The organism is Pseudoalteromonas sp. 3D05, assembly GCF_002723455.1.
Classification (GTDB): Bacteria; Pseudomonadota; Gammaproteobacteria; order Enterobacterales; family Alteromonadaceae; genus Pseudoalteromonas.
Map to the genome: position 1 here is coordinate 82,037 of NZ_PDUS01000016.1, position 21,011 is coordinate 103,047.

At 38.5% G+C, this 21,011-nt stretch carries 17 protein-coding genes and 1 tRNA gene; 7 read left to right on the plus strand and 11 right to left on the minus strand.

Going from position 1 to position 21,011, the window contains the following annotated elements; translation table 11 throughout:
- The first annotated feature begins 5 nt into the window (after positions 1-5).
- Positions 6-1,553, plus strand: a complete 1,548-nt coding sequence (locus tag CSC79_RS15305; protein ID WP_099296613.1) for a PepSY-associated TM helix domain-containing protein — start codon at positions 6-8, stop codon at positions 1,551-1,553.
- A gap of 2 nt (positions 1,554-1,555) precedes the next feature.
- Positions 1,556-1,849 carry a DUF3325 family protein gene (locus CSC79_RS15310; RefSeq protein WP_099296614.1) on the plus strand — a complete coding sequence of 98 codons (294 nt, stop codon included), beginning with the start codon at positions 1,556-1,558 and terminating at the stop codon, positions 1,847-1,849.
- Between the two features lie 240 nt (positions 1,850-2,089).
- On the opposite strand, the gene CSC79_RS15315 is transcribed toward CSC79_RS15310, so the two are convergent.
- Positions 2,090-3,403: a peptidoglycan DD-metalloendopeptidase family protein gene (locus tag CSC79_RS15315; protein WP_099296615.1), complete on the minus strand. Its 1,314-nt coding sequence runs from the start codon at positions 3,401-3,403 to the stop codon at positions 2,090-2,092.
- Between the two features lie 149 nt (positions 3,404-3,552).
- Between CSC79_RS15315 and tyrS the strand changes: the two genes are divergently transcribed.
- The gene (gene tyrS / locus CSC79_RS15320; RefSeq protein WP_099296616.1) at positions 3,553-4,752 is read left to right on the plus strand and encodes a tyrosine--tRNA ligase; all 1,200 of its coding nucleotides are present in this window, start codon (positions 3,553-3,555) and stop codon (positions 4,750-4,752) included.
- A gap of 93 nt (positions 4,753-4,845) precedes the next feature.
- On the opposite strand, the gene CSC79_RS15325 is transcribed toward tyrS, so the two are convergent.
- The 4 genes from CSC79_RS15325 to folE2 form a co-directional block, all read right to left on the minus strand.
- Complete coding sequence (locus CSC79_RS15325) at positions 4,846-5,790, minus strand: cobalamin biosynthesis protein (protein ID WP_099296617.1); 945 nt, start codon at positions 5,788-5,790, stop codon at positions 4,846-4,848.
- Between the two features lies 1 nt (position 5,791).
- A complete protein-coding gene (gene mtnN / locus CSC79_RS15330) occupies positions 5,792-6,499 on the minus strand; it encodes a 5'-methylthioadenosine/S-adenosylhomocysteine nucleosidase (protein ID WP_099296618.1) in 708 nt (235 codons plus the stop codon).
- Positions 6,500-6,609: 110 nt separating this feature from the next.
- Complete coding sequence (locus CSC79_RS15335; RefSeq protein WP_099296619.1) at positions 6,610-7,203, minus strand: DUF2726 domain-containing protein; 594 nt, start codon at positions 7,201-7,203, stop codon at positions 6,610-6,612.
- A gap of 80 nt (positions 7,204-7,283) precedes the next feature.
- A complete protein-coding gene (folE2, locus tag CSC79_RS15340; RefSeq protein WP_099296620.1) occupies positions 7,284-8,204 on the minus strand; it encodes a GTP cyclohydrolase FolE2 in 921 nt (306 codons plus the stop codon).
- Between the two features lie 466 nt (positions 8,205-8,670).
- On the opposite strand from folE2, the gene arcB reads away from it, so the two are divergent.
- Positions 8,671-10,995, plus strand: a complete 2,325-nt coding sequence (arcB, locus tag CSC79_RS15345; protein WP_099296621.1) for an aerobic respiration two-component sensor histidine kinase ArcB — start codon at positions 8,671-8,673, stop codon at positions 10,993-10,995.
- 24 nt (positions 10,996-11,019) lie between these two features.
- Here the strand turns inward: arcB and arcA are convergent, their stop codons facing one another.
- From arcA to trmB, 5 genes are all read right to left on the minus strand, one after another.
- On the minus strand, positions 11,020-11,736 hold the full coding sequence (gene arcA / locus CSC79_RS15350; RefSeq protein ID WP_099296622.1) for a two-component system response regulator ArcA: 717 nt from the start codon (positions 11,734-11,736) through the stop codon (positions 11,020-11,022).
- A gap of 106 nt (positions 11,737-11,842) precedes the next feature.
- Positions 11,843-12,361: a YfiR family protein gene (locus CSC79_RS15355; RefSeq protein WP_237114038.1), complete on the minus strand. Its 519-nt coding sequence runs from the start codon at positions 12,359-12,361 to the stop codon at positions 11,843-11,845.
- A 2-nt stretch (positions 12,362-12,363) separates the two neighbouring features.
- Positions 12,364-13,989, minus strand: coding sequence for an ATP-binding protein (locus tag CSC79_RS15360; RefSeq protein WP_099296624.1), 1,626 nt, complete (start codon positions 13,987-13,989; stop codon positions 12,364-12,366).
- 339 nt (positions 13,990-14,328) lie between these two features.
- Positions 14,329-15,354 carry a 16S rRNA (guanine(1207)-N(2))-methyltransferase RsmC gene (gene rsmC, locus CSC79_RS15365; RefSeq protein WP_099296625.1) on the minus strand — a complete coding sequence of 342 codons (1,026 nt, stop codon included), beginning with the start codon at positions 15,352-15,354 and terminating at the stop codon, positions 14,329-14,331.
- Between the two features lie 43 nt (positions 15,355-15,397).
- Positions 15,398-16,123, minus strand: coding sequence for a tRNA (guanosine(46)-N7)-methyltransferase TrmB (trmB, locus tag CSC79_RS15370; RefSeq protein ID WP_099296626.1), 726 nt, complete (start codon positions 16,121-16,123; stop codon positions 15,398-15,400).
- 161 nt (positions 16,124-16,284) lie between these two features.
- Between trmB and mutY the strand changes: the two genes are divergently transcribed.
- A complete protein-coding gene (gene mutY, locus CSC79_RS15375; protein ID WP_099296634.1) occupies positions 16,285-17,346 on the plus strand; it encodes an A/G-specific adenine glycosylase in 1,062 nt (353 codons plus the stop codon).
- 39 nt (positions 17,347-17,385) lie between these two features.
- Complete coding sequence (locus CSC79_RS15380) at positions 17,386-17,658, plus strand: oxidative damage protection protein (RefSeq protein WP_099296627.1); 273 nt, start codon at positions 17,386-17,388, stop codon at positions 17,656-17,658.
- A 58-nt stretch (positions 17,659-17,716) separates the two neighbouring features.
- Here the strand turns inward: CSC79_RS15380 and CSC79_RS15385 are convergent, their stop codons facing one another.
- The gene (locus CSC79_RS15385) at positions 17,717-20,491 is read right to left on the minus strand and encodes an ATP-binding protein (protein ID WP_099296628.1); all 2,775 of its coding nucleotides are present in this window, start codon (positions 20,489-20,491) and stop codon (positions 17,717-17,719) included.
- 363 nt (positions 20,492-20,854) lie between these two features.
- Here CSC79_RS15385 and CSC79_RS15390 point away from each other — a divergent pair.
- Positions 20,855-20,930: transfer RNA gene (locus tag CSC79_RS15390), tRNA-Phe, on the plus strand.
- Positions 20,931-21,011 lie beyond the last annotated feature (81 nt).

Sequence of the window (21,011 nt, forward strand, 5' to 3'; positions counted from 1 at the left end):
AATCTATGAGCTGGCTACATACGTGGTCTGGCTTTGTATTTGCTTGGCTACTGTTTTTTATTTTTATTACAGGCACTGCAGGCTATTTTGAAAATGAAATAGACCGCTGGATGAAACCAGAAATAGCCATAGTAAATGAACCCATTGATGACTTAGCAATACTTGATATTGCTCAGCAACAACTCACAGACAATGCAGAAGATGCAACTCAGTGGTACATTAGTTATCCATCAGCACGTAATCCTTATATTGATATTTCATGGTTGCAGCCAGCAAATAAAGAGACTGGGGCACGTAGGCAGTGGTATGAAAAAAACCTTGCGCCTGATACCAGCGAGCTTATAACAACCAGAGAAACCAGTGGTGGCGAAGCGTTATACCGACTGCACTATAGTTTACATTATGTACCGATTGTTGTTGGCTATTTGGTCACTAGTTTAGCCACGATGCTGATGCTGATTGGTTTAGTCACTGGGGTGATTATTCATAAAAAAATATTCATTGAGTTTTTTACTTTTCGTGCCAATAAAGGGCTGCGTAGTTGGCTCGATATACATAACATTTTTAGCGTATTGCCATTACCTTTTCATTTAATGATCACATACAGCGGACTTATTTTATTAATGGGTATTTCATTTGCCCCTGTGGTGGATGCAACCTATGGCGAAGGCAAAAAAATGCATCGCCAGTTATACAATGAAACACAAGCTGAAAACCTTACAAAGGAAGTTATAGCGTTACCCGCTGAAAACTTATCACTTGAAAGCGCATTAATTGATGCAAAATCACGTTTTAAAGATCAAGCAGTAAGTTATTTGGGGTTAATTGACCGAAATACTGAGCAGCCAGGGTTTGAAGTGTGGTTCGGTGCACAAGAGGGCATTGAGCTTGCCACGCTCTTCACCTATCGCGCTGTCGGTGGGCAAGTTCAAATAGAACAAGCCACAGGAAAAAAATACAGTGCAGCTGAGGTTTATGATGTGCTGGAGCATTTACACGAAGGATTGTTTGCAGATACTTATTTAAGGTGGTTGTACTTTTTATCTGGCTTGCTAGGGGCTGGAATGATAGCAACGGGAATGATTATTTGGGTGCAAAAACGTAAAAAGCAGCAATCTAGGTTTATCAATGTTATCGATAAGCTTAATGCAGCTGTGGTCGTTGGCTTACCCATAGGCATCGCGGCTTATTTTTGGGCTAACCGTTTACTACCTGTTGAAATGGCTAGCCGTGCTCATTGGGAAATGAACAGCTTGTTTATTGTATTTGCATTGTGTAGCTGTTTTTGTGTTACGCGAGCAGCAGAAAAAGCCTGGCAAAATATGCTGTGGTTAGCAGCTGTAGCCTATGCCTTGATACCACTTGTTAATATGCTCACAACAAAGCACAGTATATTATCGAGCTTACAGAATAATGATTGGTTAATGCTGGGGGTTGATTTAAGTATGCTGGTTTTTGCTGGGGGCTTTGCTGTTACGGCGATTGTGTTGCAAAGGCGAAGTGTTATTGGCTCTGCAAACGCACATATAAAGCAAACAGTAAAAGGTATTTAAATATGTTGATATTACTACAAATAATGCTGCAATTAGTGGGCTTTACACTGCTGAGTTTGTCATTACAACGCTATTATAACCATGTATTTAGTCAAGCACTGGGCTTAAAAAAAAGCACCTGTATATTGTTTAGATGTGCTGGCTTTGCATTACTTATTGTTGCAGCAATCAATGCAATCAGTCTGTGGGGCAATTCACTTGGCTTAGTCTATGTTTTTGCAACCGCAACACTAATAACGACTTTATTAGCTGTTCTATTAGCTTATATTACAAGAGCAAAGATAATCGCCAAATAAATTAGCATAACAGTAACACTCATCACGGTTGTGATTTATCAGTAATTATTAAATACGGTTGAGTCATTATACAATTAATTGGTAGAGCCCATTTGGTAATATTATTCTTTACTGTTAGTTTAAAGTCTTAATTCAATTGCAAAAAAGTCGATCACAAACGCAACGATTGACTTTGTTTAGACATTAAAAAACCGTTGCTATGTGAATAGCAACGGTTTTATTTTTGACGGCTGACCGCTCTTATTTAAGCGCTAGCTGTAGCTCTCTGTTGCGCTCTAACTGTGCTAAGAATGTATCTGCAATCGGCTTAAACTTCGCAAGCTCTGCGCGAGGTAATGGCTCAGATTTAGGTAGTTTAACCGTTTTAGGATTACGGTGAACGCCGTTCACTAAAAATTCATAGTGTAGGTGAGCGCCAGTTACGCGGCCTGTAGCACCGACAGTACCAATTTTTTGGCCCTGCTTAACTTTTTGGCCTTTTTTAACCGCGCGTTTGTTCAAGTGCAAATATTTAGTAACGTACTGCGTGCCGTGACTAATAAATACATAATTACCATTATATTTGCTGTAGCCTGATTTAATAACTTTACCGTTACCCGATGCAACAACGGGAGTACCTGTGCGAGCTGCATAATCGATACCACGGTGTGCTTTTACTCGTCCTGTAACAGGGTGTAAGCGCCGTGGATTAAAACTAGAACTTATATATTTAAAATTAACGGGTGCCCGTAAGAACGCTTTTTTCATACTGCGGCCTTCCGGTGTATAGAAGTTATCATCACTGTGGCGAATTGCGGCGTAGCGTTCGCCTTGATTAATAAATTCAGCGGCAATAATTTTACCAGTGCCTATAAATTCACCATCAACATAATGTGATTCGTAAATTAAACCAAACTGATCACCTTTACGAATGTCATTAGCGAAATCCACGTCCCAGCCAAAAATATCAGCAAAGTTCATAATTTGGCGTTCGCTTAAACCCGCTGCAATACCAGAAGTCCAAAAGCTATTGCTGATTTCACCGCCGGTAGATTTAGTTAAGGTTTCGATTTCTTTGCTATCGATTGAAGTATCGTAGTTACCGTCTTCGTTTAATGTAACAAATAAAGTGTCTGTTTTTGAAATCACATAACGTAACTGCGCTAAAGAGCCGTCTTCAGCTGTCGCAAAACTGAGTATTTCACCTGGGTGAATTTTAGTTAGCTTACGTGTTTCTGCATTGGTGTTAAGTAATTTATGAACGGTTTGCGCATTAAAACCAGCGCGCTTAAAGATAAGTGCTAAATTGTCACCGTTCTTTACTTCAAAATCGACTAGGTCATATTCTGGTAATTTTGCTGCGTCTTCTTGCGAATTTAATTCAGTTAATTGTTCAGCGTCATCAACTTTAATTTGTAATTCGTAGCGTTTGCCGATTTCGAGTGCTCCCGCACTGTTATCTTTTGAGGCGGTTGCTTTTTCTGAAGGAATAAGGGTTAGGGCAGCAATAGCAGAAACAAAACCTAGAATAAGCAATTTGTGTTTTTTTGGGAGTTTGTGCACAACGTGAACCATAACGTGCCTTTTTCTGCTGTCAAGATAATTAATCATTAATATTGCAGGATATACTTAATAAAGCGTTAATACCAGTGTTTTGTGGATTTAAACTGTGGCTAATTTACGCTAGAATCCCTAGGTTGACTGAATTTTTTGGAGTAATACAAGTGGATTTACAAACCGCTCTAGCAGAGATTAAACGCGGTGCAGAAGAAATATTAATTGAAGACGAATTAGTCGAGAAGCTAAAGTCTGGTAAAAAGCTGAAGATCAAGGCGGGTTTTGATCCAACTGCACCTGACTTACACTTAGGCCATACCGTATTAATTAATAAAATGAAAACCTTCCAAGACTTAGGTCACGAAGTGATTTTCTTAATTGGTGATTTCACCGGTATGATAGGTGATCCAACTGGCAAAAATGTAACACGTAAGCCACTTACTCGTGATGATGTATTAGCAAATGCTGAAACGTATAAAGAGCAAGTATTTAAGATTCTAGATCCATCCAAAACAACAGTTGCGTTTAACTCATCGTGGATGGAGAATTTAGGTGCTGCTGGCATGATCAAATTAGCTGCACGCCAAACTGTTGCACGTATGCTTGAGCGTGATGACTTTAAAAAGCGTTATGCAAATGGTCAATCCATTGCAATTCATGAGTTTCTATATCCTTTAGTACAAGGTTGGGATTCAGTTGCATTAGAAGCAGATGTTGAATTAGGTGGTACCGATCAACGTTTTAATTTGCTTATGGGCAGAGAGCTACAAAAAGATGAAGGCCAAAAGCCGCAAACGGTACTAATGATGCCTTTATTAGAAGGTACCGACGGCGTTCAAAAAATGTCTAAGTCGCTAGGGAACTACATTGGTATTACAGACGCGCCGAATGACATGTTTGGTAAAGTAATGTCAATCAGCGATGAACTAATGTGGCGTTATTATGATTTGCTAAGTAGCTTATCGATCGAAGAAATTGCTGCGTTAAAAGAAAAAGTTGCGCAGGGTACTAACCCACGCGATATCAAAATCGATTTAGCCAAAGAAATGATTGCTCGTTTCCATAGTGACGAAGCTGCACAAGGCGCACATGAGGATTTCATTAAACGTTTTCAAAAGAACGCATTACCTGATGATATCCCAGATGTAACTGTGACAATTGACGAAGACACTGTATTTGTAACGAACATGCTTAAAGAAGCAGGGCTCGTTGCTAGTACTTCAGAAGCTATGCGTATGATCAAGCAAGGTGCGGTAAAAATTAACGGTGAAGAGAAAGTAACAGACTCTAAACTGGAAATCGCAAAAGGTAGCACGGCTATTTACCAAGTAGGTAAACGTAAATTTGCCAATATTACGGTTGCTTAAGTAGCTTTATAGCTAAGAATGAAAATTCAGTAATAATATAGCCAAACTAGCTAAGAGGTTTGGTTATCCAAAAACCAGCTTCTGCTGGTTTTTTTATATCGTTTTTATAATCTCAATACCAAAAATCACCAATAACCAAAACCCGCGAGCCTGATTTAAACGACTTACCAGCACTGCTATGTCTTCAGCTTTTGGTAGCCTCTCAGTACCTATACGCATTTTGTTAAAGCGCTGCGCTTGATACATAGCAGGTCCGCCAAGCTGCACACCCACTGAAGCTGAGCATGCACTTAATAACCAACCTGAATTACTTTGATAAAAGTGTCTTCCATAATGCTTTATATAATGAATGCTTTGCTTGCTCGCTTTACTGAGAGCAACAGTTATAGTAAGCAAACGGATTGGCAGCCACTCGAGAATAAATAATAGCCCTGAAATAGGTCTTAAAAAAGCATTGTTAGGAGGAAGGTCACTGCGCCAGGCTTGATGCATTAAGCTCAATAAGTGATAACTTAACGTTGCCATGGCGCCAAAAACCAAATATATAAAAATAACGGCAAAATAATGGCGGGCAACTCTTAGCGCGAAAGTTTCCATGGTCGCTTTACAAATACCTGTATTTGAAAGCTTACTTACATCACGAGCAACCAATGGCTTGAGTAATTCTCGCGCGGTTGCCTTTTGGTTTTGCCTTAGCAGACGAGCTATACGAAGCGCTTTTTTTTGTGGTGTTTGCCATTGCAGACAAATATATAAAATTAACCCAGCGAGTAACTCAGGGTAATAAGCAAACTCTAGCAGTAGTACTGTAATAGTTATTATTACTAGTATAACTAAACTAAAGCACAATATTGAAGACAAATATTGGTAACTATTAGGTTCTTTGTCGCGATAAACGCGTTTACCCAAAGCACGATAGATTACAGATAAAAATGTATCAGGGTGGTACCAACTACTCAAAGGTAAAAAGCGCTCAACAAGGAGCGCTAATAAAAACACAATAAAGTCCAAATGCTGTTGAACTAGATTGGGTAACACCTTATAAACTAACCGATGTTAGTTTTTCAAGCAAAGCAACAACCATCTTCGAAGAGTTGATTGATGCCGTTTCTAAGTATTCTTCAAATGATTGCGGCGATTCTTTACCTGCAATATCTGACATAGAACGAATAACCACAAAAGGGGTTTCTAAACTATGACATACTTGAGCAATAGCAGCGCCTTCCATTTCTACTGCAAGCATAGTTGGAAAGTCAGCACGTGCCTTATCGATTCGTACAGGGTCACACATAAATGAATCGCCAGTACAAATTAAGCCAATCAATGTCTTAACGTCACTGATTTGAGCAATACTTTGCTCAGCAGCTTCAATCAATTTAGGGTGTGCAGCAAAACCTGCTGGCATTTGTGGAACTTGGCCAATCTCATAACCAAACGCAGTTACATCAACATCATGATGGCGTACTTGTGATGAAATAACCACATCGCCTACGCTAAGTGATGGATCAAAGCCACCGGCAGAACCTGTATTGATCACGCAATCAGGATTAAAATTATCAATCAATAATGTTGTTGCTATGGCTGATGCTACTTTACCAATACCTGATTGAACCAAAGTAACCGTGTTGCCAGCTAATTCACCCGTATAAAAAGTAAAGCCTGCTTTAGTTAAAATTTGTGGGTTTTGCATTGCCTCACGCAAAATTTTAACTTCTGGCTCCATTGCGCCAATAATACCAACATTCATAATTTTTGATTCCTCGAATTAGATGCCGTGATTATACTGCAAAAATGAGAGTAGGGTAAAACCAAACAAAAAAATGCGAGATTAATCTCGCATTTTTATAGTTTCAAACTTTAAATTTCGGCTAATGCTGTTGAATGCGCTTTTGCCTGAGAAGGGGAAAGTACTGCTGGCTTAGTCACCCTGTTACGGCTTGGTCTAACACTCGGAGCCGCTGGTTTTCCAAGCTTAAACATAATGGCATTACGAACTTCACTTGGTCGATAACCTGATTTAACTTTCATGCGAATGTGAGGGATCCCTGCTGATTCTAATGCACCATTAACAAACCAATCGCGCTGCGCTTTGTGGCCGTCTTTGTTAGCGTTATTAACTAAATCAACAGCAGCAACAATCGTCATTTTTTCTTTGTCGATCAAGACAAAATCTAGCTGTTTATTCTTTGCTTTGGTAATTGCCGCGCGTTTAGCCTTAGGCGACAAGCCCTTTTTACAATCAATAACATCTATCAGTTTAACCCGACTGACAATCTTATATTGATCGCCAACAGCACGCTCAAGTAGGTTTAAAAAAGCACTCTCTACTTGTGTAAATACACTCTCTTTGCGGGTGAAAGGATAAGGATTGCCGCCATCATCGGTAAATTTTGATGCAACAACAGATGCCCCTACAACTAATACTAATATTGATAATAAAGCGAATTCCATATGGTAACTCCACAACAACAAATTGACACTGTAAATTAATAGCAATTAACGTGCCTAGTTGTAGTGAAGTCACTTTTTAATTAAGGCTGGTAGCCGTCTTCTATGCCTTTGACTGCAATAGCAACAGCATCATGTGCGTGTAAAGATTCATAATGATTTATTCTTAACCAATAATCGGTGTACTGTGCGTCTTCTAATCGCGATTTGATTTTTCGTGCGGCATCCTCGCAGAACATTAAATTTTGACCATTTAGACGTGCAAACTCTTGCTCATCTTCGCGCTTAACAGCCGCTTGTACTGGGGTCTTTAGCTCATTTTCTAGCGTATCTATTAAATTAACAACATCAAACTCTGTGATCTGTTCATCTAGCTTAACTTTTACATTCGCAATAGAGCGCTGAGAGTGTGGAGTAGCAACAATTCCCTCTGTACTGCCCAACCAATTAAGAACCTCTTGATGGTTAAGCGCATGTTTATCAAATTTTTCAACAAACGCATTTTGTATAAGTTGGCGTGCTAAAGCCGCTGAGCAAGGACATGTTGAAGAATAAGTGACATCGACACTCAGTTCAAAACTTAGCTGCCCGCGGTCAATTTTTGCCTCTAACACTAGTGGGTAGCTTTTCCAGCCAGCTTTGCCACTGAGTAATGATTTTCTACGCAGTGGAAGTTCAAATTTAAACTCTACTTTAGCTTGGTTACTCAAATCTTCGTGGCTAGATATAAATTTATCAAGCGCTTGAGCGATGGTTTTAGGATTAACTTGCTGTTCGGTAGATAAGGTATCTAGCGCTAAAAACAGGCGCGACATGTGGATACCTTTGGCATCTTCTTTATGAAGGTTTACAAAAGCGCTTGCTTTAGAATTAACGTTAACAGGTGTAAGGCCACGAGATTCAAAAATAAATGGCAGTTCAATTTCTGACATACCCACCCAGTTTAATTTACCTGTTTGAAGAGCTGGAGCCGTATCCGCTATATCGGGCATAGTACTTTGCATGAAAAATCTCGTTATTGGCAAGTTTAAAAGGCGGTATTTTACACGAAATAATTTAAAAAAACGTGGTAGATGAAAATTTTATGTTTTCGTCGCGGAACATGAAAATTGTTAAAGTAAAAATGCTAAAATACTTCTATAGAGAGATAAGTTTTAGTTCATCTAGGCAGATCATTATTGCTTTGTTTTGATGAGAAGGCATATCAGTAATGGCTGGTATATGTTTCTAAGTTGTTCTATTAACTCAAATCATTAAGTTACTTTTGTATCAATTTGAATTTGAGAATACTTATTTTCAGCCATAGTGATGGTATTTACTCTCTATCTTTTATAGCTTTACTTAAATTGTAGGCCTTCGGATAGTATAATTAGCAATCTATCTGCGTATTGAGCCACTTATTCAACGCTATCACTGCGCTAATTGCTTTTACAATGATATCAAGCGCATAGCCACGAGACAGATTTAAATATGATAGATTCTCCTTTGAGCCCTTGGGTTCGAATGCTTTCCAGTTTGATTACACGTTTTGGTGAATTTAAAGCAGCCGCTATTTGCTATGCCCTATTATTGGTTGTTTCGCTGATTTTGGCCTGCATGTTCTATTACGTTGCTATTGGGCAAGTGGTTATTGTAGATGTACTTGCGATGCTGTTTTTTACTGCAGTTGTATCGCCTATTATAATTAGTGTGTTGATTAACTCAATTCGCCAACTCGACGCAACATACGCCTACCTTGATAGTGCAACTAAGCAAGAAAAGCTTCTTAACCAAACGCTTAAAGATAATATCAAGCGTTTAAATGTTGAGATTGATGAACGTAAAATGGCTTTTCAAGCTAAGCATAGTGCGATTGAAGAGTTACGTAGAGAGATTGCAGAGCGTAAAAAAACGCAACAGGAACTTGCACAACAGGGCATGTTACTTCGTTCTATTGTCGACTCCTCTCCAGATCTATTTTATTACCGTGATAATAATGGTGTATTTGCCGGGTGTAATAAAATGTTTGAAAAGGTGATAGGTAAACCTGTTAGTGAGCTAATTGGGAAAACAGCCGAACAAATATACCCTGAATCCTACTTGCCAGAGGTACTCACAACAGATAATAAAGTAGAGGAAACACACCAAGCCCTTACGCTCGATGTCGAGTATCCAGTAGATAATGAAAATCGTTGGTTTGAAATGCGTAAGTTGCCTTTTATTAATGATGAGGGTGAATATATTGGTTTACTGGCGTTTGGTCGTGATATAACCAGCCGTAAAGAAGCAGCGCAAGCACTTGAAACTGCCTATAAAGATAAAGGGAAATTTATTGCCACACTGAGCCATGAATTGAGAACGCCATTAAATGGCATTGTTGGTTTAACGCGTATGCTGTTAGATACTGAGCTCGATAAGCAGCAACGTAGTTGGTGTAATACTGTATTCTCAAGCGCTGAAACCCTGGGTAATATCTTTAATGACATTATCGATTTAGACAAAATAGATCGAGAACAGCTAGATATAGTTACCGCACCAATTAACGTATCAGACTTTATCAATGACGTGGTTAACTTTGCAGGACTAATTGCCGAACAAAAAGGGCTCGAATTCGATATAGAACGAAAAGGTATGCTTGATGTATACGCAGCTTTAGATCCTACACGATTACGCCAAGTTGTATGGAACCTGATAAACAATGCAGTCAAATTTACACAGCAAGGCAAGGTGCAATTATCGTGTTTACGCGAGAATCGCGCAGATGGTACATGGCTAGTTATAAATGTGACTGATACTGGGCAGGGTATACCTCAAGAACAACTTCAGCGTATCTTCGATATGTACTATAAAGCCCCAGATATAAACGGCACAAATGCAATTGGCTCAGGGATTGGACTGGCAGTAACAAAAGCGTTAGTTACCGCAATGAGTGGCCATATCCGTGTGAGCAGCACTGAAGGAGAAGGGAGTAGTTTTGTGGTAGAAATACCACTTTCACTGTGTGTTGCTCCCGCTGAGCAGAATTATGTAGGTAGAAGCTTAAATATTTTACTTGTGGAAGATGTGCCACTAAACGCAGAGATTGCTACAAACTTGCTTGAGCAGCGAGGGCATGAGGTGATTTGGGCTGAAACAGGTGAAGATGCACTTTCATTCGTAGAAACTGAAGATGACTTAGATCTTGTCCTCCTTGATATGCAATTGCCTGATATTAATGGCGATGAAGTTGCCAGACAAATTCGTTCAGACAGTTTCTTTGATAAATTACCTATTGTTGCCTTAACAGCGAATGTAAGAAGTGCAGAAGAGGAGCTAGAAGGTATTTCTATTCAAGGAGCATTAGCAAAGCCTATTAATACAACAAAGCTTGATAGAATGCTGGCGGACTTATTTGACATCAAACTTGCACAATCATGTGATGAAAATCGCCTTACGGTAGCCAATAAAGACTGTACTGATATAAAAGTTGAGTTACTCGATGTGGAAACAATTGAAGACTTTGTAAATTCAATGGGAATTGAAATATTTAAACGAAGCAGTAGCTTATTTGAAAAGTTAAACCCGCAATATCAACAGGAATTAGCTACGTCATTAAAACAAGATGATAGAGAAGAATATAAATCAGTTGCACACAAGCTAAAAGGAGCAGCAGGCTCTGTAGGTTTAAACGATGTACAGTTACATGCTAAAAAAATGGAGCATGGGGCGCTTGATGAAGATATCGACCTGTTACAAACATGGTTGGTTGAACTTGGAGATAAAATAAATGAAGGACAACATGCCCTTCATTTATTCTTACAGCAACTAGAGAAGTAGTTGCTGAGGTGGAATTAACGTAGTTTAGGCGTCAATTTTACCGATAAAGCGATAGCCTTCACCATGGATGGTGCTAATCAACTCTGATGTACTGTTATCGCTTTCAAAGTGCTTACGAATGCGACGGATTGTTACATCAACAGTGCGGTCATTTGCACGTAGCTCACGACCAGTCATATGTTTGATTAGTTGTTCTCGGCTGAAAATACGACCTGGTGAATCTAACATTAAGCGTAACGCTCTGTACTCACCTTTAGGAAGGCGTTTAGCGTCACCATTTGGTGATGTTAAACAGCGACTATTTTCATCAAGTTCCCAGCCATTAAACGTAATAACACCATTTGTTTCGAGACTAGACTCTTCACCACCAAGGGCTGTGCGAGAAATTAAGTTACGAGCACGAATAGTTAATTCACGTGGATTGAATGGCTTAGTGATATAGTCGTCTGCACCAATTTCAAGGCCTAAGATACGGTCAACATCATTGTCGCGACCGGTTAGGAAAATAAGTCCAACGTTACGCTTTTGACGTAATTCACGTGCTAAAATAAGCCCGTTTTTACCTGGTAGGTTGATATCCATAACTACAAGATTCACATCATCATTATTTGTAAGCTTGTCATGCATGTCATCGCCATCAATGGCTTCAATAACTTTGTAACCTTCAGCTTCAAATAAACTAACGAGGTTTAGTCGAGTTACGTCTTCATCCTCTACAATCAGAATGACTGGCGTTTGCATTATTAATTAACCTTTTCGGAATATTTTATTTACAATTAATTCGGTATTGTATTATAAAACCGAATACAGAGATTATAGGAGTATATCCATTTGTTAACAAGTAAAATCAATTTGGATGAAACTTAGAAACAGCTAATAACCGAGACTGAACTTTAAAGTTACTGCCCATCAGTTGCTGCTTATTGATATACAGTCGGATTCTATTCCCTTCTTGGACCAAAGCGGCGATACCACCTTTTTCTAAAAAACTGATACTCTCACCCACTGTTAAGGTGTCTGATGAAGTGGTATCGATCCAAAACGGAATTATATCATCTTCCAACGTTTCATCAATGTATGTGATATCACAAAAGCTATAAAGTTCCGAAGTTTGTTGGTTTTTATTAATTAAAACGACTTCAATCGGCTTTTCATTTATTGTTAGTGACGAATTACTCTTTAAAACGCCCCCTATACCTTGTTCTAAGTTATAAAAGCAAAACCTAACAGCTTGATTTTTTGACTCAGGATTAAACTCTACAAACTTACTCATTTGAAACAAAAAAGCTGCTTTGACCTGCTCTGGCGATTTCGCCAATACAGAGTTGGATGATATACATATTAATAAGATTAATAATGCTCTCATCCTCATTTCATTTTCGCTTCATCAGTTGGTAGAGTAATAATAAAGCTGGTTCCACGGTCATCCTTCTCGTCGTAAAAAACGTTTCCACCCAGGGCTTGTGTAACTAAGTTGTAAACTAAATGCATACCTAGGCCACTGCCACCTTCACCTCGTTTTGTGGTAACAAACGGGTCAAAAATACGTTTCTTGATTGTCTTGTCAACACCAACACCATTGTCTCGATAATTAATAATTAAACTGCTCTCATTACGTTCAATGGTGAATTCAATTTCATTACCGATATTATCTTTAAAGCCATGAATTACTGAATTGCTAATTAATTGCTGTAAAACTTGTTGTAATGGACCGACTTTCGTTTCGAAGATTAGTTCGCTTGGGCAATGAACCTTTACTTCAGGTTCTTTGGGTTGCATGTCTGCACGCATTGATAAAAGCACATCTGAAATTAGGTTGTAAACATTCACAGCAGACTTAATTTCACCGTCTTGGGTTACTGCAACTTTTTTAAAGCTCGAGACTAACTCAGCCGCTCGATTCAAATTTCGATAGATAAGATCTAGATTCTCAATGCCGTCATCAATAAAGCGTTTTAACTGGGTTGAGGTGAGGGTTTTCTTTTCGAATCCATTGTTGATTTCGCTAAGTTTATCTCTAAGTAGAGTAGAGCCTGTAATACCAAGCCCGATAGGTGTATTTACTTCATGAGCAACACCAGCAACCATTTGGCCTAAAGAAGCCATCTTTTCACTTTCAACAATTTGATTTTGATACTGATGCATTCTTTCTAATGTGTTCAATAGCTCTTGGTTCGCTTCACGTAGGGCAATCGTGCGTTGATTAACTTTTTCTTCAAGGCTTTGGTTTAATTGTTTTATTTCAAGCTTATCATTCTTGTGGCGCTCAATTTGGTTTTGAGTGCGAGTAAGCATTATGTTGAGGCTACTAGCGAGCATATTTATTTCGCTGATATTTGTTTTTGGTGCGCGAACATTATAATTATGATTTTTTGACACATCTTGCAATAGTAAGCTGAGATCATCAATTGGGTTGGCGATCCGTTTTTGAATACGTTTTGCGACAAAAAACACCAGCACTAAAACAAATAAAGTGAGGAGAATATCAATGATTATTTTTTTGTTTATATAATCATTTAACCTTTCTAAGCCGCCCCGTATGTATACATAACCCTTAACTTCACCCTCATACATTATGGGCTTAATTAGCTCAACCTGGTTGTCCGTTATCCTTGCTTCTTTGAGTTCATCAATACTATCTACGCGCAATGGAACAGGCGGGGTTTTCTTTGCATTAAAGCTAGTAAAAAACTCAGGTTTGTTGGAAATTTCATTTATAGAATAGATATGAATATTTTTTACAAGAGGAATGCTCTCAAATGACTTAAGTCGTTGCTGCTCAGTTTTATTATCATCAAATAAAACGGTGATTTGTGCATTAAAAGATATTATTTCGGCAAGAATGTTAAGTTTACTAATAATTAATTGTTTTTGCTCTTTAACATCAAGATATGTAGATATTGAAATCGATAACGATAAGCATAATGCTGTAACCAGCATAACAGCGCTGATAAGAGCTTTTCGTATACTGGTTTGTGGTAGAGGTTTAGGCATTTTTTAGATGAAGCCCGAATGCTGTCGTTATTGTAAGTTTTTTAAGTCTAGCAAAAGCAAAGGAAAGAGACTAAAAAATATCAAAAAAATTATTGAGTTGTTTAATGTCTGTTGGCCTTTATGGATTAAAACTCGTTCAAACTAGGGGCGATTTAATCGCGGCGCGAGGTTTGCAACTTAGTGAGCTAAGTAAAAACCGAGCAAAGTTTCCGCATCCTACTCACTCTCTTTACCTACATCCATTTAGGTATTAAGAGTTAACCACCCATAAATGGGGAATAACCACGGCACATAGGTGCAGCCTTACGCAGCGATAAAAATTTTTACTAGGTACTTAAATTAGCTTGAATAAACGGCAAACTTATTATTTTTATGAACAGTTTGATATTCACCAAATTGGGTTTCTAAAATAGGCGGGTATTTTAAAAAGCAGTTTGCAACTATAGTTAGCTTGCCTGATTTTGTTAAATGTTGTTTGGCATTACTCAAAAATTGCTCTGCAATTGTATAGTCCGTTGCAATACCTGTGTGAAAGGGCGGGTTAGAAATTATTAAATCAAACTTACCTTTGACATTAGCAAGGCCATCACTAAGGATGGCTTCACCATTAATGTTATTCAGCGCTAAAGTTTGTGTTGTGGCATAGGCAGCAAGCGCACTTACATCAGAACAAACAAATGATAGTGAGGCGTTTTTAAGCCCTAAAAAGGTTGCGATTAAACCCGCACCACAGCCAAAATCAAGCACTTGGCCATTTTTAATGTTCGGTGCGTTTTCTAATAACATCTTAGTGCCGGCATCAAGTTCGCCGTGATTAAATACCCCAGGGATACTTATTGCAGCAAATTGTGCCCCAGCTACATCAACAGTAAACTGTTTATGGTAACGACTAATGTTAAATTCAGCTGACTGTGTAATGCCTGAAAATAAATACAAGGCACAATGACGAGCGCTATCAATTTTACGGCTGAACTCACAGTTAGCGCTAAATTGTTTTTCTATTGATTTAACGCCGCTTTTATTTTCGCCAACAACAAGTAAATCCGCATCTGCATTAATTACTGCTCGAATGTTATCCAGAGTCATCAATGCCTCTGGCTTGGCTTTGGGGTAATAGTAAATCACTAAATCAAATTGCTTGTTGGCAATTTCATGGCTCACGGATACATCTATACCACTCATATTTTTAGCAAACTCACCATTTGCATGGTTATAGCTAAAGGCTGTGATGTTACTTTTAGGATTTAAACTTTTAAGTTGAGATAAAAAGCCATCTTGCACAAAGTTAACCACCAAAATAGACTCAGCATTGAGTGACTCGCTATTTCGCAGTAATAATGAACTTGGGTTGGTTAATGCGCTCATAAATGGCTTTACCTTAAGTTTATTTAATTAAATTGGTTGTTGCTTAGCTAATGCGTTCGAACATTAAATCCCATACACCATGACCTAAGCGATGACCACGTTGTTCAAACTTAGTAAGTGGGCGTAAATCAGGACGAGGTACATAATCATTGGTATCTGATTGATTTTTATAGTGCTCAGCAGCTTGCATTACTTCAAGCATATGCTCTGCGTAGTTTTCCCAATCTGTTGCCATGTGAAAAACACCACCAAGCTTTAATTTACTACGTAAGCTTTCAACAAATGCAGGTTGTACAATACGACGTTTATGATGACGTTTTTTATGCCATGGATCAGGGAAAAACAACTGCAGTTTACTAAGAGCGCCATCAGCTATACAGTCTCTTAGGACTTCAACAGCATCATGCTCAAAAACACGTAAGTTGGTTACACCAGCTTCATCTGCGTCCATTAAACATGCACCAACACCTGGGCGGTGTACTTCGATACCAATAAAGTTTAAATGTGGTGCGTTTTTAGCCATTTCAACTAATGACTTACCCATACCAAAGCCAATCTCTAAAACAACATCATTGTCATTGCCAAAAACTTGAGCTAAATCAAGCATGCCGTTTTGATGCTCAAGGCCCATCGTCGGCCAGCACTTTTCAATTGCTGCTGCTTGTCCTTTGGTTAAACGACCTTCGCGTTTAACAAAGCTACGAATTGTACGGATATATTTACCTTCTTGCTTTGCTTGCTCAAGGTTATCGTTACTTGAATCACTCATATATTTTGGCCTGATGAAAACAACATGTTTAAAATGGTGGCGTATTATCCCCGACCGTGAGCTTGATCACAAGGTTTTATCCTTTAGTATGTTTAGAACTTGATATTTTAACTCACTGCAATAGACTGCCCGCTATCAAGGGTAGAGTTATAAAAGTAGTTATTTTGAAGTTAAACAACACTGACGCAAGCTGGTTCTCACAGCAAGTAGTTGATTGGTATCAGTTACATGGGCGTAAAACCTTACCATGGCAATTGAATAAAACCCCCTATAAAGTTTGGGTATCTGAGGTAATGCTACAGCAAACTCAAGTTGTTACAGTTATTCCTTATTTTGAAAAGTTTATGGCAAGCTTCCCCGATATTATTGCTTTGGCGGATGCAGATGAAGATGTTGTGCTGCATCATTGGACTGGGCTAGGTTATTACGCCAGAGCACGCAACTTACATAAAACCGCTAAAATAGTGCGAGACCAATACGGTGGTGTATTCCCAACCAGCATAGACGAAGTGATAGCGTTGCCAGGAATAGGGCGCTCAACAGCTGGCGCTGTTTTATCATTGTCTCTTGGCCAACATCATCCAATATTAGATGGTAACGTTAAGCGCGTGCTGGCTCGTTATTTTATGGTTGAAGGCTGGTATGGGGTTAAAAAGGTTGAAAACCAACTATGGCAATTAACAGAACAACTGACCCCAAAAGATAACGTTACTGAGTTTAATCAGGCAATGATGGATTTAGGTGCAAGCCTATGTTCACGAAGTAAGTTTGACTGTGAATCTTGCCCACTTAACAGCCGTTGTAAGGCATTTAATAACGCGGTCGTTAAGCAGTTCCCTCATTCAAAACCAAAAAAAGCAGTGCCTAAAAAAGCCTGTCATCAATTAATTATCCAATGTGATGACCAAGTATTAATGGAAAAAAGACCTAACTCTGGTATTTGGGGTGGCTTGTTTAGCTTTTTTGAATTTGAACAAAAAAGCCAGTTGGATGCTTTTTTAGTGCAACAGGGACTTGAGTTAACTACCAAAGAAGTTGAGCCGTTTACTCATGTGTTCTCGCATTTTGAATTAACGATTAACCCCCATGTGCTTAAAATTAATAAAATGCCTGATGTAGTTAATGAACGTCAACTCGTTTGGTATCCACTTGACCAATCAATTGAGGTTGGTTTAGCTGCGCCAACTAAAAAGCTAGTTAAACAAATCGCTACAATAGTTTAAACTAGGTGTAATTAAATTTAAGCGTATAAGAGGTCTATCATGGCACGCACAGTATTTTGTCAAAAGTTACAAAAAGAAGCGGATGGTCTTGGCTACCAGCTTTACCCTGGTGAGCTGGGTGAAAAGATTTTTAATAATATTTCAAAAGAAGCATGGGGACAGTGGCAACACAAGCAAACGATGCTGATTAATGAAAAACACCTAAACATGATGGACCCTGAACATCGTACATTTTTAGAAGAGCAGATGGTTGGCTTTTTGTTTGAGAATAAAGATGTTGAGATAGAAGGCTATCGACCACCTGAAAAGTAACTTTTAGCTTTGTTAAAATAAAAGGGCTGTCAGCCCTTTTATTTGTTTTGTTCAAAAATTAAATGTCTTCGTCAGCATTTTTTATCTGCTCTTTTAAAAACTGAGCAACCCGCGAATACTCAATCTCTAAGTTATCCCTAAGCTCAATTAGCTCATCACTCGTTAAATCTTGTTGATTACAATGTGTTTCAAAATCTATGGCTAGTTTTGCAATACTTTCTGCACCAATAGTTGTCGAGATTGATTTTAATTGATGGCAAGCTTGAGCGATGCTTTGCGTGTCATTAATAATCACTGCGCTATTAATGTCCTTAACTAGCACGCTACTTTGCTCAATGTACATTTTGAAAAAGCGAATCTGTTTTGCTTCGTCGTTATTAACGTATTGAGAAAGTTTGTCCATATCAATTGGTGCCGAAGGGCCTTTCATTTCCTCGACGGCCGGCAAAGCGGAGTCTTCTTGGTTTTTATCTCGCCAATTGTTAAGTAGCTTTTCCAGAGCATTCAATTCAACGGGTTTAGTTATATAATCGTTCATCCCCGCATTTAAACAGCGTTCTTTTTCGCCTTTAAGTGCATTTGCCGTTATTGCAATAATATACGGTTGTGCGTTTATGTCGTCTAACTCAGATGCCTCTTCTCGGATCTTTTCAACCATATCGTAGCCAGACATTTTTGGCATATGTAAGTCAGTTAAAATAAGCATATGGCGTTCTTTGCGCCAAATTTTAAGCCCTTCTTCACCATTGTCAGCAACTTCTACACCAAACCCTAATAAGTGAAGTTGATCTGTTAATACTTGCTGGTTCAAAAGATTATCTTCAACTAATAAAACCAGATTATTCTCGCTTCTTGCTTGCTCTATATTCAAGAAGTTATTGAGGGTTTTTACCTGTTTTATTTTTTTGGGGGTATGTAGTCCAGCCGCTACAAGTACTGAGATCATAAAACTTGACTTACATAACGGAGTGGCATTGAGATAAAAGATATTTTTATGATTAATCGCAGCTTCATCAAGTTTACTTAAAACCACAACTTGCTGGTTATAATCTTCTAACGTATAGACTAATCGGCGTAATAGTGAGTTTGTTTTATCAATAGACTCGATACCATCAAGAACCCATATCAATTCACTGTGTTCTTGAATTTCTTCTATTTCAGAAATTGATTGAGCGTAATGTGTATTGGCACCCATAAATGATAAGTAACGGCTTAATGTTTGTCTTCTTGATGAGTCGTTGGTTACAAGAGCGACATGCTTGCCTTTTAATGTGTTCTTATGGGCATAATTAATGGTGCTTTCAGTACTAAAAGGTAGTTCAACGATAAACTCACTGCCAATACCAACATCACTAGACACAGATATAGTGCCCAGCATTAACTCAGTCAGGCTTTTACAAATAGATAATCCTAACCCTGTTCCACCGTACTCACGCGTAATAGAATTTTCAGCTTGAATGAACGGGCTAAATATTTCTCTTAACTGAGTTTGGCTCATTCCCTTACCGTTATCACTCACGGTAAACCTTAGGGTAAAATGGTCTGTCGTATTTTGCGCAACCTCAACACCAATGCGAACATGGCCGCGACGCGACTCATCAGTACTCGTGAACTTAATAGCATTGCTGCATAAATTATAAAGTACCTGACGCACTCGAATGGTATCACCTATTAAATTTGTAGGGATATCCGGTGCAATGGATAGCTCAAGATCTAGTTGGCGTTTTTTAGCAATAGAAGAAAGAACACGAGCAACTTCTTCTATGGTATCTGTAACAGAGAAAGGGGTTGTATCGATGTTTAATTTACCCGCCTCAATTTTAGAGAAATCTAGAATATCATCTAAAATGCCAAGCAAAGAGAACGCTGAGTCACGGATTATTGTGCTCAATCTATGCTGAGCACCGTCAAGCTCGGTTTGCCTTAATAAATCAATGGTACCAATAACACCATTCATAGGAGTGCGAATCTCATGACTCATGGTTGCTAAGAAAGTTGTTTTTGCTTCACTAGCTTGTTCAGCACTGTGTGTCGCTTTTTCAAGTGCTAGCGTTCTATTATGAACTTCGGTCTCTAGGCTACTTTGTAATTTTTCTAGATCTGATTGAGCTACTCGGTTATTACTTATGGCTGTTTGTACTTGGCCTAGCAACAAATTAACGTTTTGAGCAACATTATCTAAACCAACGTCGAGTCCTTCATCTACGGTTTTATTGTAATCTGATGATTCTGTTATTGATTGTAATTCAAGAGCCAACGTATTGGTTGATTTACGAATTCTTACATTAATATAAGCATTTATGAATAGAGAAAAAATAATTAAACACACAAGTGCAGACAGAGCTAGAATTAACGATAGTGAGGAAGACTCAGAAGTAATTACAGAGTCTTTGGGTATTACTCTTTTGATAATTAACTCACCAACAGGCTGGTCATTTAACTTTAATTGCTTGTAAACCGTATTTTTATTAGGCGTGTGTAAATCAAGCATCAATGGCTCAATCGCTGGTTTAGTCGTTGAGTAAACTAACTCTGTTGGTGAATTTACACCATATCTATATAAGTGATATTCAAACTCAGAGCCAAACGCAGCGCTTACATTAAGTAATTTAGAGGCTCTATTTTGCCCAGGCTCTGTCAGTGCAGTAACCAGAGGTGAGGCGAGCTTTTCAGATAAATCAACTAAGCTAACAGGTTCTTTAGGTGCAAGCTTACTGGTTTGCTCAGAGGGATAGAAAGCGAAAGCAGCTAGTGCGATTGTAGTTACAACAAGGTTTATGACTATTATAAGTGGCAACAAGCCTTTCACCGGAGAAGAAAATTTACTTTGCATTTATTTTCCAATTATTATCATTATTAACTGCGGCCAAATAGCGGCTTTGTACTGAAAATTAATCCTATCATTTACCAGAAATAATTCACTGGTTAATGTTCATTAAAATGAAATTTACATGATATTTCATAAAAAAAGCGCTTTAATACATTTAAACCTTTAAAAGCGCTCTAAAAAGCAGCATTTCTTGTGTTAATTAATCACATTGGTGTAAAACTGTTCAAACAGTTTGACTCTACAAAAAAAAAGTTGACTTGCAAGGGCAAAACCAGTTTAATACGCCGCACGCCCAAACAGCTCAGTCAGAAGAATGCTTGGGAAGTGTTCTAAAAATCCATGTGGTTTTTAGTTAAATCTGAAGCTGCCTCGATAGCTCAGTTGGTAGAGCAGAGGATTGAAAATCCTCGTGTCCCTGGTTCGATTCCGGGTCGAGGCACCATTATTTAGTAATAGTGTTTAAATGAAAATATAAACGTTATTACGCGTGCCAAAGCACACGATTTAGTGTGCCGACTTAGCT